Genomic DNA, 18143 nt, shown 5'->3' on the forward strand with positions numbered 1-18143 from the left:
ACTTCTAACTAACTTTTGACCCCTTATTTATGGGGATAAAACAGACTTACTAGGTAAATAACCAATAAAAAACCCCCTAGGTTAAATTAGGGGGTTTTACTTTATGTCGATTTACGCGATCGCGATTTTGACTAGACTTCCACTAACTCTACCGACTCAACCCTACCTAGATAGTGTCTTAGAATGACATCTACACTGTTACCGCAACTGGTAGCTATATGTAGTAAAGCATCGGTATTATGACTGTTAGCGTGCGCTGTGAGCGTGATGTAAGTATGTCGGGTATGATAAGGACTGAGGTAGCCACTAATCAAGCCATCGCGGGCTAATTGTGAGACTATACCAGGATAAAAGTATGTTACTTCTTCACCGCTAGGACGCACTTGTTTGTTTGAATTATCTCGCCACGAATTAGAAACAACTTTTAATTGTGTAAACTTACCTTTGCTATTAGGGAATACCAATGAGTTACTAGCGGCTTCCTTTACCCCTAAGAGTAGAGCCTTCAAGCGGCTGTTCTCGGAGAAATAAAATAGTCTCGTTTCACCTGTTTTGGTATCTTTGATTTTGTTTGTTCCGCATCCAACTGACTTACTAAATCGAATCAGATTCCTGTCAAAATCAATATCCTTCCAAGTAAGCGGTAAAGCTTCTGAGGTACGGCACCCAGTTAGAAAGTAAAACTCAATTAAGGGTGCAAGCTTTACTTGCTGCTTTTTAGGTGACTCATAGAACGCTTTGATAATGATGTCACGTTCATCCCTGGTAAAAGCGCGCCTGTCACTCTCTAAAGCTTTTTCGTCTATTACTTCGTGCCATTCTACAGTCTCACCGTTGATTACTTTATCAGCATATTTTTGCTGAGTAGTAATAGCAGGTGTAGCAAATTTACTCAAATCAAAAGGATTCTCGGTGGCTGAATGAACTATTAATCCTTTTGATTTGGCGAAGTTAAAAGCTTCTGACAGAGCTGACATTAATAAAGGTTTTTGGCTTATTTTAATGCCAGCTAAATGCTTGTCAAGCTCTGATGATTTTGTTAATTCTACCTGACTTAAGCTGAAATCAGATTGCGAATGACAACGACTGGCTCGACTCCAGACTTTGCCATTAATGGCATTAGTAAATGTACTGTAAGCAGCGCGAAAGGTTGTCTCTTCTATCGTGGTTTGCTTCCACAGTAAATACGCTTCCCACATTACGCCTACAGTTATCTCAGGCACAGCGCTGACCGTACCGGGTAACTGAATAATTTCAGCTAACTTAGCGTACTTTCCACCGCCTAAGCCGTATTTAGCTAGGGTGCGATCGAACAGTTTATCCCATTCTGTGTGGTCTAAGTCAGATTCAATCTGGCTAGCAATACTAGCTGCACGTTTCCAGTCATCAGGTTCATCGGCTGAGAAGCCGTATTTACCTATCCCTAGGCACTTGGGCTTTCCCCTGAGGGATTTACCATCCAGTGCCTCCCAGAGGGCGTTATGCCTCAAGGGGAACCGTAGTGCAAGGCTACCCTTGTCTGAGTAAACTTTTACATCACAAGCAGACTGTACCTTATTTGATTGAGATTTCATGGTGGTAGGTTCCGTAACTATTGATTTGTCAAGGTTCTGAGCTTTCTAGATAGTTTCTAGACTTAGGCCTAGAAGTATCTTCTGTTTTATCCCCTTACTTATGGGGATAAACTTATAAATCAGTATGACACAGTTTATTCCTACTGTGTCAAAAAGAGGAATTATTAAAGGTTTTCCAGATGGCACTTTCCGCCCGGATGCGCTGGTAACGCGGGCGGAATTCGCAGCCATGATCCGTTCTGTGAAAAAGGCAAAAACCCGCGCTGCTGTAGGTTTTGCTGATGTTCCGTCTAATTTTTGGGCAAGGGGGGCGATCGCCGAAGCTTATGAAATGGCATGGATGTCTGGCTATCCCGGCAATGTTTTCAGGCCCTCACAGCAGATTCCTCGCGTTCAAGTTGTCGTCGCTTTAAATAACGGGCTGGGCTATGAACCTACTTGCAATTTTCAAGATGTTCTTAGCTACTATAATGATGCGGGTGAGATTCAAAGTTATGCTGTCAAAAGCGTGGCTGCTGCTACTGAAAAACAGTTGGTTGTCAGCTATCCCAATCCTAAATCTCTTAAACCCAACCAGTCAGCAACGCGGGCGGAAGTGGCTGCTTTTATCTATCAAACATTAGTCAGTACCAATCAAGCAAAAGCAATTAATTCTCCTTATATTGCTAAGATTGATATTGGTCAGAGTGTTGCTGTGAAAATTCCTAGCGGGGTGACTATTCCCATCGAGTACGCCAAAGGCAAGATTTTGCTCGCGCCCAATGACAAGTCTCCGATTACTTTGACAGTGGCTTCGGATATCGCAGGGAGTAATGGCAAGGTTATGATACCCGAGGGCTCAAAAATTAGCGGCGAATTGCGATCGACTGCTGAGGGCGTTCAGTTTGTGGCCCAGGAGTTAAGTATCATTAACGGTAGCAGAGTCCCTCTGAATGCGACTTCGCAGGTGATTACTCGCAAAGAAAGTGTGACTAAGGGCGTGAATGTTGGTAATCTGATTAAGAACACGGCTTTGGGTGCAGCAGCGGCGGCGGCGATTGCGGGAGTTACGGGCGATCGGGCGATCGCAACTGAAGAGGTGCTCGGCGGTGCAGGAATCGGCACTTTGGTGGGGGTATTTTTGGGTCGAGATCAAGTCGATTTGTATGCTGTTAATCCCGATACTGATTTAGATTTGTTGTTGAATTCTGACTTGGTATTGGGTACTGCTAATACAGGCATTTGTCGCGCTCGATAGAAGGAAGTTCGGCAGCGAGCAATGTGCGGGATGTAGCGGATGTAGCGGATGTCACGGATGCAGCCTGAACTAAGAAACCGGGTTTCTTTGTAGATTTATTGCTACTAAACTAACCAACTCGTAGAAACCCGGTTTCTAGCCGAAGAGTGCACAGTCTGAACTAAGAAACCGGGTTTCTTTGTAGATTTATTGATACTAAACCCCGGTTTCTAGCCTAAGAGTGCATAATTCCTGTAACTTTAAATTTCTACGGACATCCAAGACTTTCTCGCGTAGAAACTCCAGTCACGGGATTGACACCATCTGCTTTTTCGCACATCATTGTTACTTGATAAGCGTCGATAATCGCGTCGGTAAAATCAGCGCCGGAAATCGCAGCATCAAAAAACCGAGTTCGTGTCATAATTGCTTCGGTAAAATTAGCATTCGTCAAATTAGCGCCATCAAATGTAATTCTATCTGCTAAAGCACCCGAGAGGTTGGCGCCTGATAAGTTGGCATTTAGCAAGACTCCTTTAGTCAAAATCGCATTGGTTAAATCAGCGCCTTGAAAGTTGGTTCCCCGCATCTCGGCGGCGACGAATGTTCCCCCCGCTAAGTCAGAATTGGAGAAATCGCGATCGGACAAGTTAATATTTGTGTAATTAATATTAGTTTTCGGCAGCGCCAATGCCGGAGTAGCACTCAGCAGCACCCACCCAAAGGCTAAAACTACGCTTAAAATCAGGCTCAGTAAAATTCGGAATATACTTTTCATAGATGTTGCACTCATGGTATTTGACTAATAACTAATGATATTATGTCCGCTTGAAAGACAAGCATAAAATTGGTTTGTAGTAAGGAATGCGAGTCTTTTTCCAAATCAGAGGACTAAAGTCCTCACTACAAACACTTGTGACTAATTAAAATCGCTTTACCCAATCTTCGCCGACGCGAAGTGTCAAGTCAGACTCGATTTCACCAGTAGAAGATGCTTCGATTTTACCGTCGCCTAGCGCTTTTTGCAGGAGATTAGCTGCTTCTAAATCGCCTTGCTGCACAATAATTTGACTCTGACGCTGCTTGTCGGGCCAATCCTTGGCTACAGATACATTGGAAAAGCCCTTATTTCTCAGAAAGCTGGCGACGGTTTTGGCGGTTGTCGGTTTGCTAGAAGCGTTTTGGACGGCGATTTTGAGGCTGCTGCGTGAAACGGGCTGGCTGGGATTAGTTCGCCCTTGGCTAAAATCAGCAGCGCCTTGTTTGAAATATTGTGCCATAATCCGATCGCGCGCAGCAGCATCTAAAATCCAATAACTCCTCAAATCCCCTTGGTTTGAGCTAGAGCGTCCCGGCAGCATCACCATTTTAAAGTTATCTCGCTCCAATTGCAAACCAAAATTTGCGATCGTCAATATTTCCTCAAAATTCAGGTTTGTATCTACATATTTTTGCATCAATCGCACAATTTGTGGCAAGCGCACCAATACTGAGGGACTTGCGAGGCGGTTCCGCAAAGCTTGAATTAAAGATTGCTGTCGCTGAATGCGGCCGATATCTCCTAAACCGTCATTGCGAAATCGAGCAAATTTTTCTGCTTGTTCTCCGTTGAGAGTTTGCCATCCTTGTGCTAAATTTATGCTTAACTTTTGGGCGCTATCTTTATAGGACATCGCGCGAGGTACAAATACCTCAACTCCCCCCAACAAATCGACTAATTCCCGAAACGCACCGCTGCTAACTCGCACGTATCTTTCAATGGTTGGATTGTTGAGGATGCTGCTAACTAATCGCGCCGCCAAAGCCGCTCCTCCTCTAGCATTGGCTTCGTTAATTTTGCTGAAGCGGATTCCGGGAATTGCAACTTTTGTATCTCGCGGAATTGAAAGCAAACTAATAGATTTATCTCTAGGATCGAGGTGGAATAAGAGTATTGTATCGCTGCGGCAGTTGAAAATCTTACGGGAATTGGCGACAGATTCCGGCACGCGGTCAATTCCCAGGATTAATATATTAACAGGCCGCGACAGGCGGTATCCCTGACGGTTGAATGTATAGTTAAAGCCCGTAGCATCTAGAACTTTGCTAATAATTTGCGGTTCCACGGGAGCTAAGAGGGCGGTAATTGCCCCAATTCCTGCGGAGATGGCGGCTGTGAAAATGAGCAAAAATAGCCCAACTATACATCGTCCTAATTTCCGCTTTGGTCTAGATTCGCGATCGACTGGTTTAACAAAGTTTCTTTTAAAAATTGACAAGTTTTTCATTGACTTGCTCTTGATTATTACATTTTTTCAGCTTTGCAATAAAACTTGGGTGGTGCTTCGGGAAAATATTTGAACAAAGCCGGACACAGCCAACCTTCGAGATTTTTCGCTTCCCACCGATACCAATTGCCGCCGTATTCTGCTTTAAACCACACCATTTCTGCTTGATATCCGGGAAATGGATTGGCTGAAAATAATAGTCGGAAACCTTGATCTGCATTGGGAATGTCTGCGACGAGCACGTTAATCATTTCGGGGACGCCCTGAACAAATGGTTCTCGGACAAGTCCGGCTCGCTCGTCGTCAAAAACCCAAGTGTACTGTTCCCGATAGGGGAAAATTACCATCATGGCATTTGACATCGAATTCTCCTTTTTTAATTTCCTTTGTTTGGGCTGGGGAAATGCCAGTCTTGATATATTATATTCGGTGGGACGGAAGTTGTGTTAAATCCGATTTGAACACCCTATTTTAATGCCAATTTAAAATAACTTGCTACAATTCTTAATGTTATGCCAATTATTAAAAGTTGCCCCGCACTCCTCGCGGCAATGCCGTATCCCTACAGATGTTCGTGTCTAAAGAATGAAAATTTAATAACTTGCACAAGTTTGTGGGGTGTCCCGCCCGCACTCTTACAAGGGCGGGCGGGACACCCCACAATAACAATGAAAATTGTAAGTTATTTAATTTTCGATCCTAATCTCTCGGCTTGCAGGGTTGGGGAAATTAATATTAGTTGCTTGCTTCCAGATAAATTTTACTTTTAAAATTAGTTTAAATATGAGTTTTACAGTTTTATTTTTATTACAAAAATGCCTTTTTTATAACAATCTTTAGGTTTGTAGTAAGGACTTTAGTCCGGCTTTAGCTATTGATGGAAGCGGACTGAAGTCCTCACTACGAACCTGGGACGCACTGAAGTCCTGACTACTAACCTGTTGCGAACGTCTTGCGAACATCTGTGGGAGCGGACTGAAGTCCTCACTACGAACCTTTGGCTATTTGTAGTTAAATGTGAGTTTGTTGGGGGAAACTTGCGCTCACCTTTCTGTTAGCTCAACTAGGGCTTTAGCCAAATATTCATATTGAGGCAAAGTATTGTAAAACTGAGCTGAAATTCTTACCAGCCGCTTGCTAGAATCCGGCCAAGGAATCACCGGGACTTCTATTTTAAAAATCTCCCACAGCAGCTCTTGTAAAGGTGGAATTCCACCGGTTGTAACGGCGTCAGGCTTTTGATCGCCTAGTGGTATAACAGCCATCGCACCCACCATTTCATCGGGACAAGGCAGTGGCAAATCTAATTTATCTGCCAATATTTGTCTCGCAGCTAATGCTAAAGCATGATTTTTTGCCATCAATTCCGGCCAGCCGCCGCTTAACAAAGAACCCATAAAATCAATGGCTGTTGGTACGCACAAATAGGGACTCGGATCGACTGTTCCCATCCAGTCAAATTCTAATTGAAAGCGCGATTTGTCAGCGCGCGGTGAGTTGGCACCGTGACTGATGGTAGTTGGCCGAATGCCCTGTTGTTTGTCGCGCCTCACGTACAAAAAGGCCGCACCTTTCGGCGCGCACAGCCATTTGTGGCAATTTCCTGTGTAGTAAGCTGCGCCAATTTCTGCTAAATTCAGCGCTACCATTCCCGGCGCGTGGGCTCCGTCTACTAATACGTCTATGCCGCGGTTTGCTAACTCGCCCACTAACTGTTTGATGGGAAAGATTAAACCTGTTTGGCTGACTATATGGTCGAGTAAGGCTAATTTTGTTTGCGGGGAAACGCACTTAATTATTGCTTCAATAATTTGTTGTGGCGATTCAATTGGAAATGGTATTTCTGCGACTATTACTTTGGCGCCCGTGCGCTCGGCGATAAAATCGAGTGTGTTGCGGCAGGCGTTGTATTCCTGATTTGTGGTTAGCAATTCGTCGCCCGGAGCAAAAAATAGCGATCGCAAAACGGCATTGACTCCCGTCGTCGCATTCGGCACAAAAGCTAACTCTTCCTCGCTCGCACCGATAAAGGCGCCTAATTGATTTCTAGCATTGTCTAACAGTGGCTCAAATTCCCGCATTAAAAAGCGCAATGGTTCTCTTTCGAGTTGTTCTCGAAAACTGGTTTGGGCTTCTAGTACGGGAATGGGACAGGCTCCAAAGGAGCCGTGGTTGAGGAATGTGATTTCGCGATCTAGTAACCAATATTCGTTAATCATTAGTCATTAGTCATTGGTCAAACAGGTCAAACAGGTCATTAGTCATTAGTCACTGGTCATTGGTCATGAGTCATTGGTCATTTGTCATTAGTCATTGGTAAAACAGGTCATTGGTCATTTGTCAAACAGGTCATTGGTCATTTGTCAGTCAATTGTCAACCGTTAGCTATTTTACCTTTTAATTGCTCAAACTCTTCTAAAGTATTGCAATTCGACAACATTACTGCTGCTCGTTCCCCTACTGGTAGAGGGATTGCTTGGATTTGATTTAACCATACTTGAAATGAACGTCCTCCTTTGTCAATAAAACTTTGCAAACTGGGTAGAGATTGTGGGCGGTAGAAGCCGCACAATGGCTCCCAGCGGGATTTTTGATAGGGCACAACTGCTAGGGTAGATGGGGGAAGGCCTGTTAGCTGACTCGCCCAATCCTGGATAATCTGGGCATCTAATAAGGGCAAATCGCAAGCTAACAGTAAAATCCAGTGGGCCTCAATGTCTGTCAATCCCTGAGTCAATGCTACTAAGGGGCCGGAGCCGGGATTGTACTCTACCAGAAATTGGGATTGTTCGGTTAAGGTCGATCGATAGCGATCGGGCCAAGCTGTCAAAACATACACTTGTGGGGTTACAACTGCTGCAACTTCGCACGCCCGCTGCAACAGGCTTTTACCGTCAATTTCCAGCAGAGCTTTATCCGTACCCATCCGCGAACTTTGACCGCCTGCGAGCACAATTACTGCAATTTTATGGTTAGTCATTGGTCAGTTGACTGTTGACTGTTGACTGTTGACTGTTGACTGTTGACTGTTGACTGTTGACTGTTGACTGTTGACTGTTGACTGTTGATAGTTGATAGTCAGATTTCATTAATCATTGGTGATTGGTCATTGGTCAGAAGTGCGAGGTTAAGAGTTGGCGAACCTGATTCTCAATTTACTCTATTTAGAGTAGACGATAGGCAGCACACCTGATTAGTTGTCTTCAATTGAACGCACTAACTGCTTTGCTCACTTCCTCAAGTTTTTGCACTACTTGACCGCTACTTAATAGAGTTTCTGCCTCAATTAAACCTGAGTGCATATCCAAACAAACTCCGCTGCGCCACAGATAAAATCCGCCGTTCCAGATGGCGGACTGCATCAATTCTGAGGGTTTTCCTAGCAAGACTTCTTGCATTTGTTTGAATAAGTCCGATGCTGATTCAAAGGCGGGGTTTGTGCTGCTAAAACCGTAATCTCCGTGGGCTAAAAGCACTCTCTCGAACTCAACGCCCGGTTTAGCAATGCCGATAATCGCTGTTCGATCGCGCGGCAAGTCGCAACTTCCCTCTAATCCCTTGACTGTGGTATAATTTTTGACTCCCCGCAACTCAAATGCTTTTTGAAACATACCTTCTGTCGGTGGGTGCACGTAGCCGGAAATCACGTTAACGTCGCCGGCGCAGGGACACCACATCAACTCCATTGTCGCAAAAGGCGGCCGTTTGCCGATTTCGCGGCGGTAGGGTACTAAACTCGCGGCTTGAGGAAAATGCTTGGGAAGATAAAGAAAACCCAAGCCGGTATTGTCAAAAATTTGCTGGACTTTTTCTAAATTAAGTTTTTTCCAGTCAACTCCCAAACCGCGCCATATTTCGATCAGGGGAATGCCTTCTTTGGTTGGCATTGTATCCCCTCCGTGCATGACGGCTGGGACGCCAGAGGCGGCTAAAATTAGGGCGGTTATGGGGCTAATTGGAGCGGTGCGCGATCGCCCGTCGTAGGCAACTCCAAACACGGCGACGCGAACTACGGCGAATCCTTTTTCTCGGTTGGGAGGGGCAAGCATCGGCCCGAATTCTTCGTAGGCATCGAGCATTCCGGCTAATTCTTCGCCGGTGGGGCGTTTGATGCGGTGGGAAATCATGAAAGCTCCGATTTGAGCCGCTGTTGCTTCTCCTAGCAGCATCATCCGCGTGGCTGCTGCTGCTTGCGATCGAGTTAAGTTTTCTCCTGTGTGTACTCCGCTGCCAATTTTTCGCAGCAATTCTCTAAATGCGTCACTCATAATTATTCTTGCAGTTGGTAATTGGGAATTGGTTATTGGTTATTGGTTATTTGTTATTTGTTATTAGAAAGAGAACAGTCAACAGACAACAGACAACAGACAACAGTCAACAGTCAACAGTCAACAGTCAACAGTCAACTGACAAACATGATAACTCGCGAATTAATTCCCGGATTTTCCTACCTTGATTAGATCGAGTGGTGGCACAAATTCGCGTACCAGATTCCAGAAATGGGCGATCGGCGGAATTTGCATTCGATCGTGAGTTGTTACCAACACGACTTCGCGAGTCCAAGTCGGATCGATCGCCGATTGTCCGATCGCCGAAATCTTGGAATTTGCGCTTTCTTGGGCGATCGAGCGAATTGCTAAAGTGCGATCGCCCGTAGCGTCTAGCAAAGCTGAATGCGGCAGCAAAGCAATCAATTGTCCCTGGCGCACCACACCCCGAAAAGCATCGAGAGTGTTGAGTTCCAAAACAGCATGAAGTTTAGCACCCATGCGTCCGAATTGCTCTTGTACCATCCGCTGCATTCCGTAGCCGTCCTTAAATACCACTTGCGGGTAACAAATCAATTCCGGCCAAGGTACTCGATCGTACTGGGCCAGGGGATGACCCGCCGCCATCAACACCTCGATCGGCTCATTGTAGAGCACCTCCACCAACATTTCCGGCGCTTGAGTAAAATAGCGGTTGTTCATCACCACCGCGATGTCCACCAAACCGTCTTTGAGGACTTTCAGAGCTCGATCGCTTCCGAGGGAAGTCACGCGCAACTGCACCTCAGGATAGCTGCGACAAAACTTTTGCAGCACAGGGGGTAAATAAGCAGCGCAAACCGAGTGAATCGCAGCCACGCAAAGTTCCGGCTGCTTTCCCGCCAGCAAGTCTCCCAATTCTTCCGCAGCATTTCGCCAACTCTGACAGATTTTGCGAGCGTGAGGTAACAGGCGTTCCCCCCCCACAGTCAGCTTGGCGTGGGCGGTGCGGTGAAACAGCGACAATCCCACTTCCGCTTCTAGTCCCTGCACTTGACGGCTAATAGTCGATTGGGTAACGCCGCACTTCCGGGCCGCTTGCTGAAAACTACCAGTTTCAGCAACTGAAAGAAATGCTTGAAGCTGCTCTAAGCGCATGGATGTTTAATGGGAGATGGTTTGATTAGAAATTTTACTGGGGATCATCAGAGACATTAACCGATTTATTATAAAAATTTAGTAGATTTTGATACAGGTACAGATTAGTTTTGATGCCAGGGGGAGATGCAGGGATGCTTGGCTGTACGGAGCAATTTGCGATCGGCAAGATTTCTGACGGTCAAACTAAAGCTCTATTTTCCTATTTTGAATAGATTGATGAACCTGCAATTTTAGCAAAAATCTGATTCAATCGAGATGAGCTGCCTTAACGCCAGCCAGCTTCTCAACGGCTTGAATCAAATTTACAGTGGCGATCGCTGGCTCGCTGGCGTTAATTTTCTGGCTGGTATCTCTATTTTATTACCTTAATCAATAAGCTGTTACGCATTTAAATTGGAAATTAGGGACGCTGCTCGTGTGCCCATCCCACTCATTGTTTTATTGATTTTTGACACGCAATTTAAATGTAGAACAGCTTAGCATTTAATTTCCTACTTTAGGGAGTATGAAGGCAGCAGCAAGAACTCCGATAGAAGTCGCAAGGAGGCATCAAAGACTTCGTTCGAGGTAAAAATCAGGAACAAGGCACAAGGAAGAAAACATGAAAGACTTCGCTCAAGCTAAAAATCAGGAATCAGGCAGTCGGAAGCAGCAAAAAAATAAGAAATAAGCAATTTTCTGCAAGGGTTCCAGCAATTTAAAACGTCCTAACCGTCAGGGCGGTTCCTAATGTTTTGGCTTTTTTGTGTATAAACTAGGAATTAGCGGGTCAGCAACACAAATGCAAGTAGGCTCGATCGCACAGGAAAGCCGAAATGCTGCAATTTCTTAAGATTATGTCATTTAATCACAATTTTATTCTCGAATCTGGATTTGAAGAGTTGCAACCGCAGTTAATGGGACTGCACGCGGTGAGCGATTTGGTAATTGCCTTGGGTTATTACTCAATTCCAGCGATGCTGATCTACTTTGCCCTGAAGCAGCGGGACGTGCCTTTGAGCAAGGGTTTTCTGCTCTTGGGCGCGTGGTTTTTCTGGGGCGGGACAACTCACCTGATGCAAGTTTGGATGCTGGTGCATCCTAGCTACGCGCTGTCTTGTTTGCTCGCCGCCGTTACCGCTGTCATTTCTTTGGGGGCTGCGGCGCAACTGATGCCCTCGCTTTCTCAAGTATTGGTGGCGACTGGGGCGACGCCATTAGCAGCAAATACAGCGCTGGGAAATGAAAAGGCCGATCGACCGCAAGCTAGCTGGGCAATTGAAAATGCCGCCGCCTCCCCCACCACCGAAATCAAGGATATTAACCAGCAATCGCTTGCAGAAATAGCGCAGCACGAGGGATTCCAGCAACTCCTGCTGGAAACTGCCAACAAACTGCAAGCAAGCGAAGAACGCTTTCGCGCTTTTCAGGAAATATCTCTAGACGGATTTAACGTGTTCCGCAGCATTCGCGACGCATCCACAATTGTGGATTTTGAATGGGAATACGTCAATCCCGCAGCGGCAAAAATTCAGCAGAGCACCCCGGGCGAATTAATCGGCAAGCGATTGCTGCAAGTGCTGCCGGGCCATCAAGATAGCGGTTTGTTCGACCGTTACGTGCAAGTTGTAGAAACAGGAACTCCCCTCGATACCGAGATTTCTTACAACAGCGAAGGCATTGTCGGCTGGTTTCGGATTATGACTGTTAAATTGGGCGACGGCATTGCTATTTCTTTTAGCGATATTACGGGGCGCAAGCAAGTAGAAGCATCCCTGCGCGACGCACTGCAAAAACTCACTTCTCATTTTGAAAATACGCCCCTAGCGGTGATTGAGTGGGATGAAAATTTTCGCCTCAGCGGGTGGTCGCCGACTGCCGAAAAGATTTTTGGGTGGAAGGCAACAGAAGTTTTAGGGAAGCATTTTAACGAATGGAATTTTATTTTTGATGGCGATTATGAAGAGGTAAAATCGGCAATTTATAGTTTAAAAAACCAACAGGAGCGGTGTAATGTAGTTCGCAACAGCAATTATCATAAGTCGGGTTCGTTGCTGCAATGCGAGTGGTACAATTCGGCTTTTTACAGCGATTCGGGACAGTTGATATCGATGCTGTGTCAGGTTTTGGATGTGACGGAACGCTTTAATTTTATGGAAGTGCTGCGACAGTCTGAAGAGCGGTTTCGGATTGCTGCTGAAAGTGCCGGCGATTTGATTTACGAATGGGATATCGAGACAGGCTTCATGCTGTGGTTCGGTCGTGTAGACGAACATTTGGAGTACGAAACAGGCGGATTTCCCAGGACGAGAGCAGCTTGGAACAGTATCTTGCACTCGCAAGACTCCGATCGAGTCCAGGCCGCGGTCGATCGATATTTGAGCGCGCCAGACAGTGACGAGCGCCCATTTTTTCAGGAATACCGCGTGCAGTCCCAGGGCGGCGGCTGGCTCCACTGGATCGATCGAGGCAAAGTAGTCTTGGACAAACAAGGCAATCCCTGGAAATGGATCGGTGCGATCGGCGACATCAGCGATCGCAAAGCAGCCGAAGCAGATATCAATCAGGCCTGGGCTCGGGAACAAACCGCCCGCCGCGCAGCCCAAGCCAGCGAGGAGTTGTACCGCATTCTCGCCGAAACCATCCCGCAAATCGTTTGGACTGCTTGGCCCGACGGCTGGATCGACTACTACAACGCGCGCTGGTTTGAATACACCGGCTTGACCCTAGAAGAAACTCAAGGCTGGGGGTGGCAGCCAGTTGTCCATCCAGATGACCTGGAAAATAGCCTGGAACGCTGGCATCACTCGGTGGATACGGGGGAGACATACGAGATGGAATACCGCTTGAAACGCATATCTGACGGGGCTTACCGCTGGCATCTGGGTCGGGCAATGCCCGTGCGGGACGCCTCGGGGAAAATCCTCAAGTGGTTCGGGACTTCTACTGACATTGACGATCGCCAGCGATCGGCCGCCACAGCCGATTTCCGCGCCCGAGCTTTGGCTTTGCTGTCATCGGCTTCCTTAAATTACCAGGAGGCGCTGCAAGGTTTGGCAGATTTAGCAGTGCCGGGGCTGGGCGATTGGTGCTGCGTGCATTTAATCGAGCCAGACGGCTCGATCCGCTTGCGAGCCGTTGCTCACTCAGATCCGAGCAAAGTCGCTCTGCTGTGGCAAATTGACCAGCGAATGCCCGTAGACCCCCACGGACGCCACGGGATAGCAAAGGTGATGCGGAGTGGGGAGTCGAAGCTTTATCCAGAAATACCGCATTGGGCGATCGAGGCAGTTCTATCCGATCGGACTCTGCTGTCCGCGCTGTGCTCCCAAACCGCGCTCTCAGCAATCTGCGTACCGCTGATCGCTCGCGGGCGGACGCTGGGAGCGATTTCGCTGCTGTGCGGCGAGTCGGGGCGCCGCTGCGAGGAGGGCGATTTGGCATTGCTCTCGGATTTGGCTCGGGATGCGGCGGTGGCGATCGATAATGCGCTACTTTACCGCGAAGCAGCCGAGGCGAATCGAATTAAAGACGAGTTTTTGGCAACACTTTCTCACGAGTTGCGGACGCCTCTCAACGCGGTGGTGGGCTGGGCCCAGATTCTGCGCCAGCGCAAGTTGAGTCCGGAAAAAATGGCTGTGGCTTTGGAGACGATCGAGCGCAACGGGCGCTTGCAGACTCAGATGATTGAGGATTTGCTCGACGTGTCCCGCATTGTCAGCGGTAAAGTGTGTTTGAAGCTGTCCCCGGTGAATTTGGTACGGAGTGTCGAAACTGCCGTGAAAGCCCTCGCCCCAGATGCTGAATCTCGGGGAGTTGAATTGACGATTGTTGGTGGCGAATCAGCCAGCACTTTCAGGGGCGATGCTACTCGTTTGCAGCAGGTGGTGTGGAATTTGGTCTCGAATGCGATTAAGTTTACGCCAGCCGGAGGTAGCGTGGAAATTAGGCTGTGGGAGGAGGGAGAAGCGCGATCGGCTGGTAGTAGCCTGTTGTCTGTGTCTCCGATTCACTCTGTGGCGATCGCCGTCAGCGACACCGGAATTGGCATCAGCAAGGAGTTTTTGCCGTTTGTGTTCGATCGCTTCCGCCAAGCTGACAGCAGTTCTAGCCGCAATTACGGCGGGCTGGGACTCGGATTGGCCCTCGTCCGCCATCTCGTGGAACTCCACGGCGGCACTGTCTGGGCCGAAAGTCCCGGGCTGGGACTCGGCTCGACTTTCGGGGTGCGATTGCCGATCAATTACAACAGTTGACAGTTGACAGTTGTTTCTGTTGACAGTTGTTTCTGTTGACTGTTGACTGTTGACTGTTGACTGTTGACTGTTGACTGTTGACTGTTGACTGTTGACTGTTGACTGTTGACAGCGACTTTTACCTAGGAGGAAGATGATTGGAGTAATGAATAGTCTGATTTTAATTTCTTGCTTGCGAGGGATTCGCTTTCAACCAATTCTTTTTGGTAATATCAAATTTTGGTTCCCTACCCGGTTTATGATGACCAATCTTTCAATTTTTCAACTCTTGAATCCTTCAACCCTTCAATCCTTGAATCCTTCAACCCTTGAATCCTTCAACCCTTGAATCCTTGAATCCTTAAATCCTTAAATCCTTCAATCCTTCAATCCTTGATTTTTTCAACCCTTCAATCTTTCAATCTTTCAATCAATCCAAAATCTAAAATCTAAAATCTAAAATAGCAAGACGGCGAATGGAATTCGCAGCTACACATACAAAACCCGCCTCCGCGGGTTGAAGAGTGTTCGGTTGAAATTACGTATACTCTCGCTTGTCCCTCGCTCGCTCGGACATCGTTTGTGTGCCCGTAAACTCTGCGAATTCCATTCGCCGTATTTTTTTTAATTCTCTTGCCATTCTTGCAGGGCGATCGCAATTCCCTGTTTTAATCTCGGCTCGATACTTTCCTGCTCGACTAAACTTACTAATTGCTGCCGAACCTCCCCCGCATCAAGCCGTTTGAGCGCTGCCGTGCAGTGCAGCCTGACGCTGTTGTCGCCCTCTGCTAACATTTTAATCAGCACATCGATCGCTCTTTTATCTCCTAATTGTCCTAAGGCTAAAGCTAAAGATTGTTTGATTTGGGTAGACTGCGCGGCGGAATGATGGCTCGAAAGCAAATCGATCGCAATTTCAGCAGCTTTTGCTTTTAATTCCGGTTTTTCCACTCGCCCTAAAACAGTGACAATTTCTTGACAAATATCATAATTAATGTTATGAGTCGGGGAGTTTTTGTCGGCAGTTAGCACTCGATCGGTATTTGTCAATTCCCCGGGTGCTGCGTTAATAGCCGATCGCCCGCTCAGGGCTATTTGCAAATAGTCTAAAGCGGCTGCGGTTTCGCTCCAGCCTAGGGCGCGCACAGTTTCGATTTGCAATTCTACGGGAGTTGCGGGCGATCGCAGCAATTCAAATAAAGCAGCAGCGGCTGCATCGGTTTTCAATCGCCCGATCGCGATCGCAGCTTCCTGACAAACTTCTAATCGGATATCGCAAAGCAAAGGTTTGAGCAAATTAACTAAATCTAATTCTGCATCTAAATAGGCGCGCACCCCGAGAGCTCGCGCAGCTTCTTTTCTGACTGCTGTCGCCGGATCTTTGAGTGCTGCGATCAGTACCGGCGGAATGCGGGAGTCGTGAAAGCTGCTCAGCGCCTCGATTGCGGCCACCCGCACCGCAACTTGAGAGTCTGTGACTACACTCAACAGCGGTGCGATCACTTCCGGGCGCCGAATTTGGGCGAGGGCTGCTGTTGCAAATTGTCGCGAGTCTTCCTGCTGTAGGAGAGTTGTCAGGGATTCTATCGCGCTCGGGCCGAAATTTGCGAGGGTTTCGGCGGCAATTTGGCTCAATTCTTCATCGGAATTTTCGATTAATTTTATTAAAGCTTGCATCACTTCCGGGCGAGCCAACTTTCCCAGGATGCGGGCGGCAAACCACCGGGGCTCTGTATCTGCGTCTTCGTCTTCCAGTACAGCGATTAAAGGTGCGATCGCGCCATTTCCCAGATTCGGCAATACTTTAGCAATTTCCCAGCGGTCTTGAAAATCCCCCCATTCTAAGGCTTGTATGGCTAAACTGACAGCTTGCTCTAAAATATGTTGTTCCGGCTGCTGGCTACCGTTGGCTGTCACTTGCTGCAAGCATTCGACTAAAAGAGGCCAGTTTTGGCGATCGGCAGCAGCCTGGGCTTGTTCTAAAATATTAGACATAAATTTAATTTAGCTTCAAGAAGGTAGATGACAGCTAGCAGAGAATGCGAGATAATTTACAGCAATCTTTTGCTACAATTATCAATTGTTTTAGATGAATGTCAATCCATCACCAGTGGTAAAATGTAATTAAAGCATTAAATTCATGCACTTAAGTCATCCACCTGCAATCTCGTGCATTTAAAAAACTAAATTCGCAGTTAAGTTAAATTCAAGCTCAGCAATGTTCCCAAAGCTTCCCAGCAGCCAACCATGACATAATTAATTTTATTCAAGCCCAACTATTGACAATTACCAATTCCCCATTACCAATTCCCCATTACCAATTACATGAAAAGAGCTCTACTTCTAGTAAACCAGCACTCTCGAAAAGGCGAAAAGCTATTATCTCAAGCCACCGAAAAATTACAAGCACTGGATTTTGAGTTAATCGTAGAATCAACAGAACGCGCCCGCGAACTTTCCGACACAATTCGGCGCTACCAAAATCAAGTCGAATTAGTCATAGTCGGCGGTGGCGACGGCACTCTCAACGCCGCCATCGCAGGTTTGATAGACACTAAATTGCCCCTGGGTATTTTGCCCATGGGAACTGCTAACGATTTAGCCCGCACCCTGGAAATTCCGACAGATTTAGCCGCAGCTTGTCAAGTAATTGCCAGCGGAAAAGTTCGCCTCATAGACTTGGGTTGGGTGAACGGCGAGCATTTTTTTAATGTGGCGAGTTTGGGATTGAGCGTGGAAATTACCCAGCGGTTGACTAAAGACGTGAAGCAGCGCTGGGGAGTGTTGGCTTATGCTTTTACTGCTTTGCAAACAATTTTAAAATCGCGACCATTCAGAGCCGAAATCAAGGTAAACAATCAATGTTTTAATGTTAAAAGTATTCAAATCGCCATTGGCAACGGCAGCTATTATGGCGGTGGTATGAAAGTTGCTGAAGATGCTACAATCGATGATATGCGACTGGATTTGTACAGTTTGGAAACAAAAAGCTGGTGGGAAATCATTGCTTTGCTGCCAGCGATGAGGCAAGGAAATCATACTAATTGGCAAAACGTTCGCGCCTTGCACGCTCAAGAAATTGAGATTAATACTAGCAAACGCCGCCCCATTAATACCGACGGTGAAATCACGACTCACACCCCTGCAAAATTCCGAGTGATTCCCCAAGCTTTAGCAGTTATCGCTCCTGCATAAACTAAAATAATCCTTATAAGTTTGTAGTGAGGACTTTAGTCCTGGCAAAATTCGAGGACTAAAGTCCTTACTACGAACCAAATTACCTGTTTGTAGTGAGGACTTTAGTCCTGGCAAAATTCGGAGGAGGACTAAAGTCCTTACTACGAACCAAATTACCTGTTTGTAGTGAGGACTTTAGTCCTGGCAAAATTCGGAGGAGGACTAAAGTCCTTACTACGAACCAAATTACCTGTTTGTAGTGAGGACTTTAGTCCTGGCAAAATTCG

At 46.8% G+C, this 18143-nt stretch carries 12 protein-coding genes; 3 read left to right on the forward strand and 9 right to left on the reverse strand.

The genetic code is table 11. The features are described 5' to 3' along the window. Positions 1-131: 131 nt before the first annotated feature. Positions 132-1574: a tyrosine-type recombinase/integrase gene (locus QZW47_RS13490; RefSeq protein WP_293127956.1), complete on the reverse strand. Its 1443-nt coding sequence runs from the start codon at positions 1572-1574 to the stop codon at positions 132-134. 124 nt (positions 1575-1698) lie between these two features. Here QZW47_RS13490 and QZW47_RS13495 point away from each other — a divergent pair, with 124 nt between their 5' ends. Continuing rightward, positions 1699-2811: an S-layer homology domain-containing protein gene (locus QZW47_RS13495; protein ID WP_293127957.1), complete on the forward strand. Its 1113-nt coding sequence runs from the start codon at positions 1699-1701 to the stop codon at positions 2809-2811. Positions 2812-3058: 247 nt separating this feature from the next. On the opposite strand, the gene QZW47_RS13500 is transcribed toward QZW47_RS13495, so the two are convergent. From QZW47_RS13500 to QZW47_RS13530, 7 genes are all read right to left on the reverse strand, one after another. Beyond that, the gene (locus QZW47_RS13500) at positions 3059-3568 is read right to left on the reverse strand and encodes a pentapeptide repeat-containing protein (RefSeq protein WP_293128114.1); all 510 of its coding nucleotides are present in this window, start codon (positions 3566-3568) and stop codon (positions 3059-3061) included. Between the two features lie 145 nt (positions 3569-3713). Then, complete coding sequence (locus QZW47_RS13505) at positions 3714-5057, reverse strand: LCP family protein (protein WP_293127958.1); 1344 nt, start codon at positions 5055-5057, stop codon at positions 3714-3716. 17 nt (positions 5058-5074) lie between these two features. Continuing rightward, the gene (locus QZW47_RS13510) at positions 5075-5419 is read right to left on the reverse strand and encodes a DUF6717 family protein (RefSeq protein ID WP_293127959.1); all 345 of its coding nucleotides are present in this window, start codon (positions 5417-5419) and stop codon (positions 5075-5077) included. 681 nt (positions 5420-6100) lie between these two features. Continuing rightward, positions 6101-7276, reverse strand: coding sequence for an aminotransferase class V-fold PLP-dependent enzyme (locus QZW47_RS13515; protein ID WP_293127960.1), 1176 nt, complete (start codon positions 7274-7276; stop codon positions 6101-6103). Between the two features lie 155 nt (positions 7277-7431). Beyond that, positions 7432-8037 (reverse strand): molybdenum cofactor guanylyltransferase, encoded by a 606-nt coding sequence (locus tag QZW47_RS13520; RefSeq protein WP_293127961.1) that lies wholly within the window; start codon positions 8035-8037, stop codon positions 7432-7434. Positions 8038-8260: 223 nt separating this feature from the next. Further along, a complete protein-coding gene (locus QZW47_RS13525) occupies positions 8261-9325 on the reverse strand; it encodes an anthranilate phosphoribosyltransferase family protein (protein ID WP_293127962.1) in 1065 nt (354 codons plus the stop codon). 162 nt (positions 9326-9487) lie between these two features. Further along, on the reverse strand, positions 9488-10462 hold the full coding sequence (locus QZW47_RS13530; RefSeq protein ID WP_293127963.1) for a LysR family transcriptional regulator: 975 nt from the start codon (positions 10460-10462) through the stop codon (positions 9488-9490). An 839-nt stretch (positions 10463-11301) separates the two neighbouring features. Between QZW47_RS13530 and QZW47_RS13535 the strand changes: the two genes are divergently transcribed. After that, on the forward strand, positions 11302-14700 hold the full coding sequence (locus tag QZW47_RS13535) for a PAS domain S-box protein (RefSeq protein ID WP_293127964.1): 3399 nt from the start codon (positions 11302-11304) through the stop codon (positions 14698-14700). A gap of 603 nt (positions 14701-15303) precedes the next feature. Here the strand turns inward: QZW47_RS13535 and QZW47_RS13540 are convergent. After that, positions 15304-16674 (reverse strand): HEAT repeat domain-containing protein, encoded by a 1371-nt coding sequence (locus tag QZW47_RS13540; protein WP_293127965.1) that lies wholly within the window; start codon positions 16672-16674, stop codon positions 15304-15306. 330 nt (positions 16675-17004) lie between these two features. Here QZW47_RS13540 and QZW47_RS13545 point away from each other — a divergent pair, with 330 nt between their 5' ends. Beyond that, a complete protein-coding gene (locus QZW47_RS13545; protein WP_293127966.1) occupies positions 17005-17874 on the forward strand; it encodes a lipid kinase in 870 nt (289 codons plus the stop codon). Positions 17875-18143 lie beyond the last annotated feature (269 nt).

It is taken from the genome of Microcoleus sp. bin38.metabat.b11b12b14.051, from assembly GCF_013299165.1.
Taxonomy (GTDB): Bacteria; Cyanobacteriota; Cyanobacteriia; order Cyanobacteriales; family Microcoleaceae; genus Microcoleus.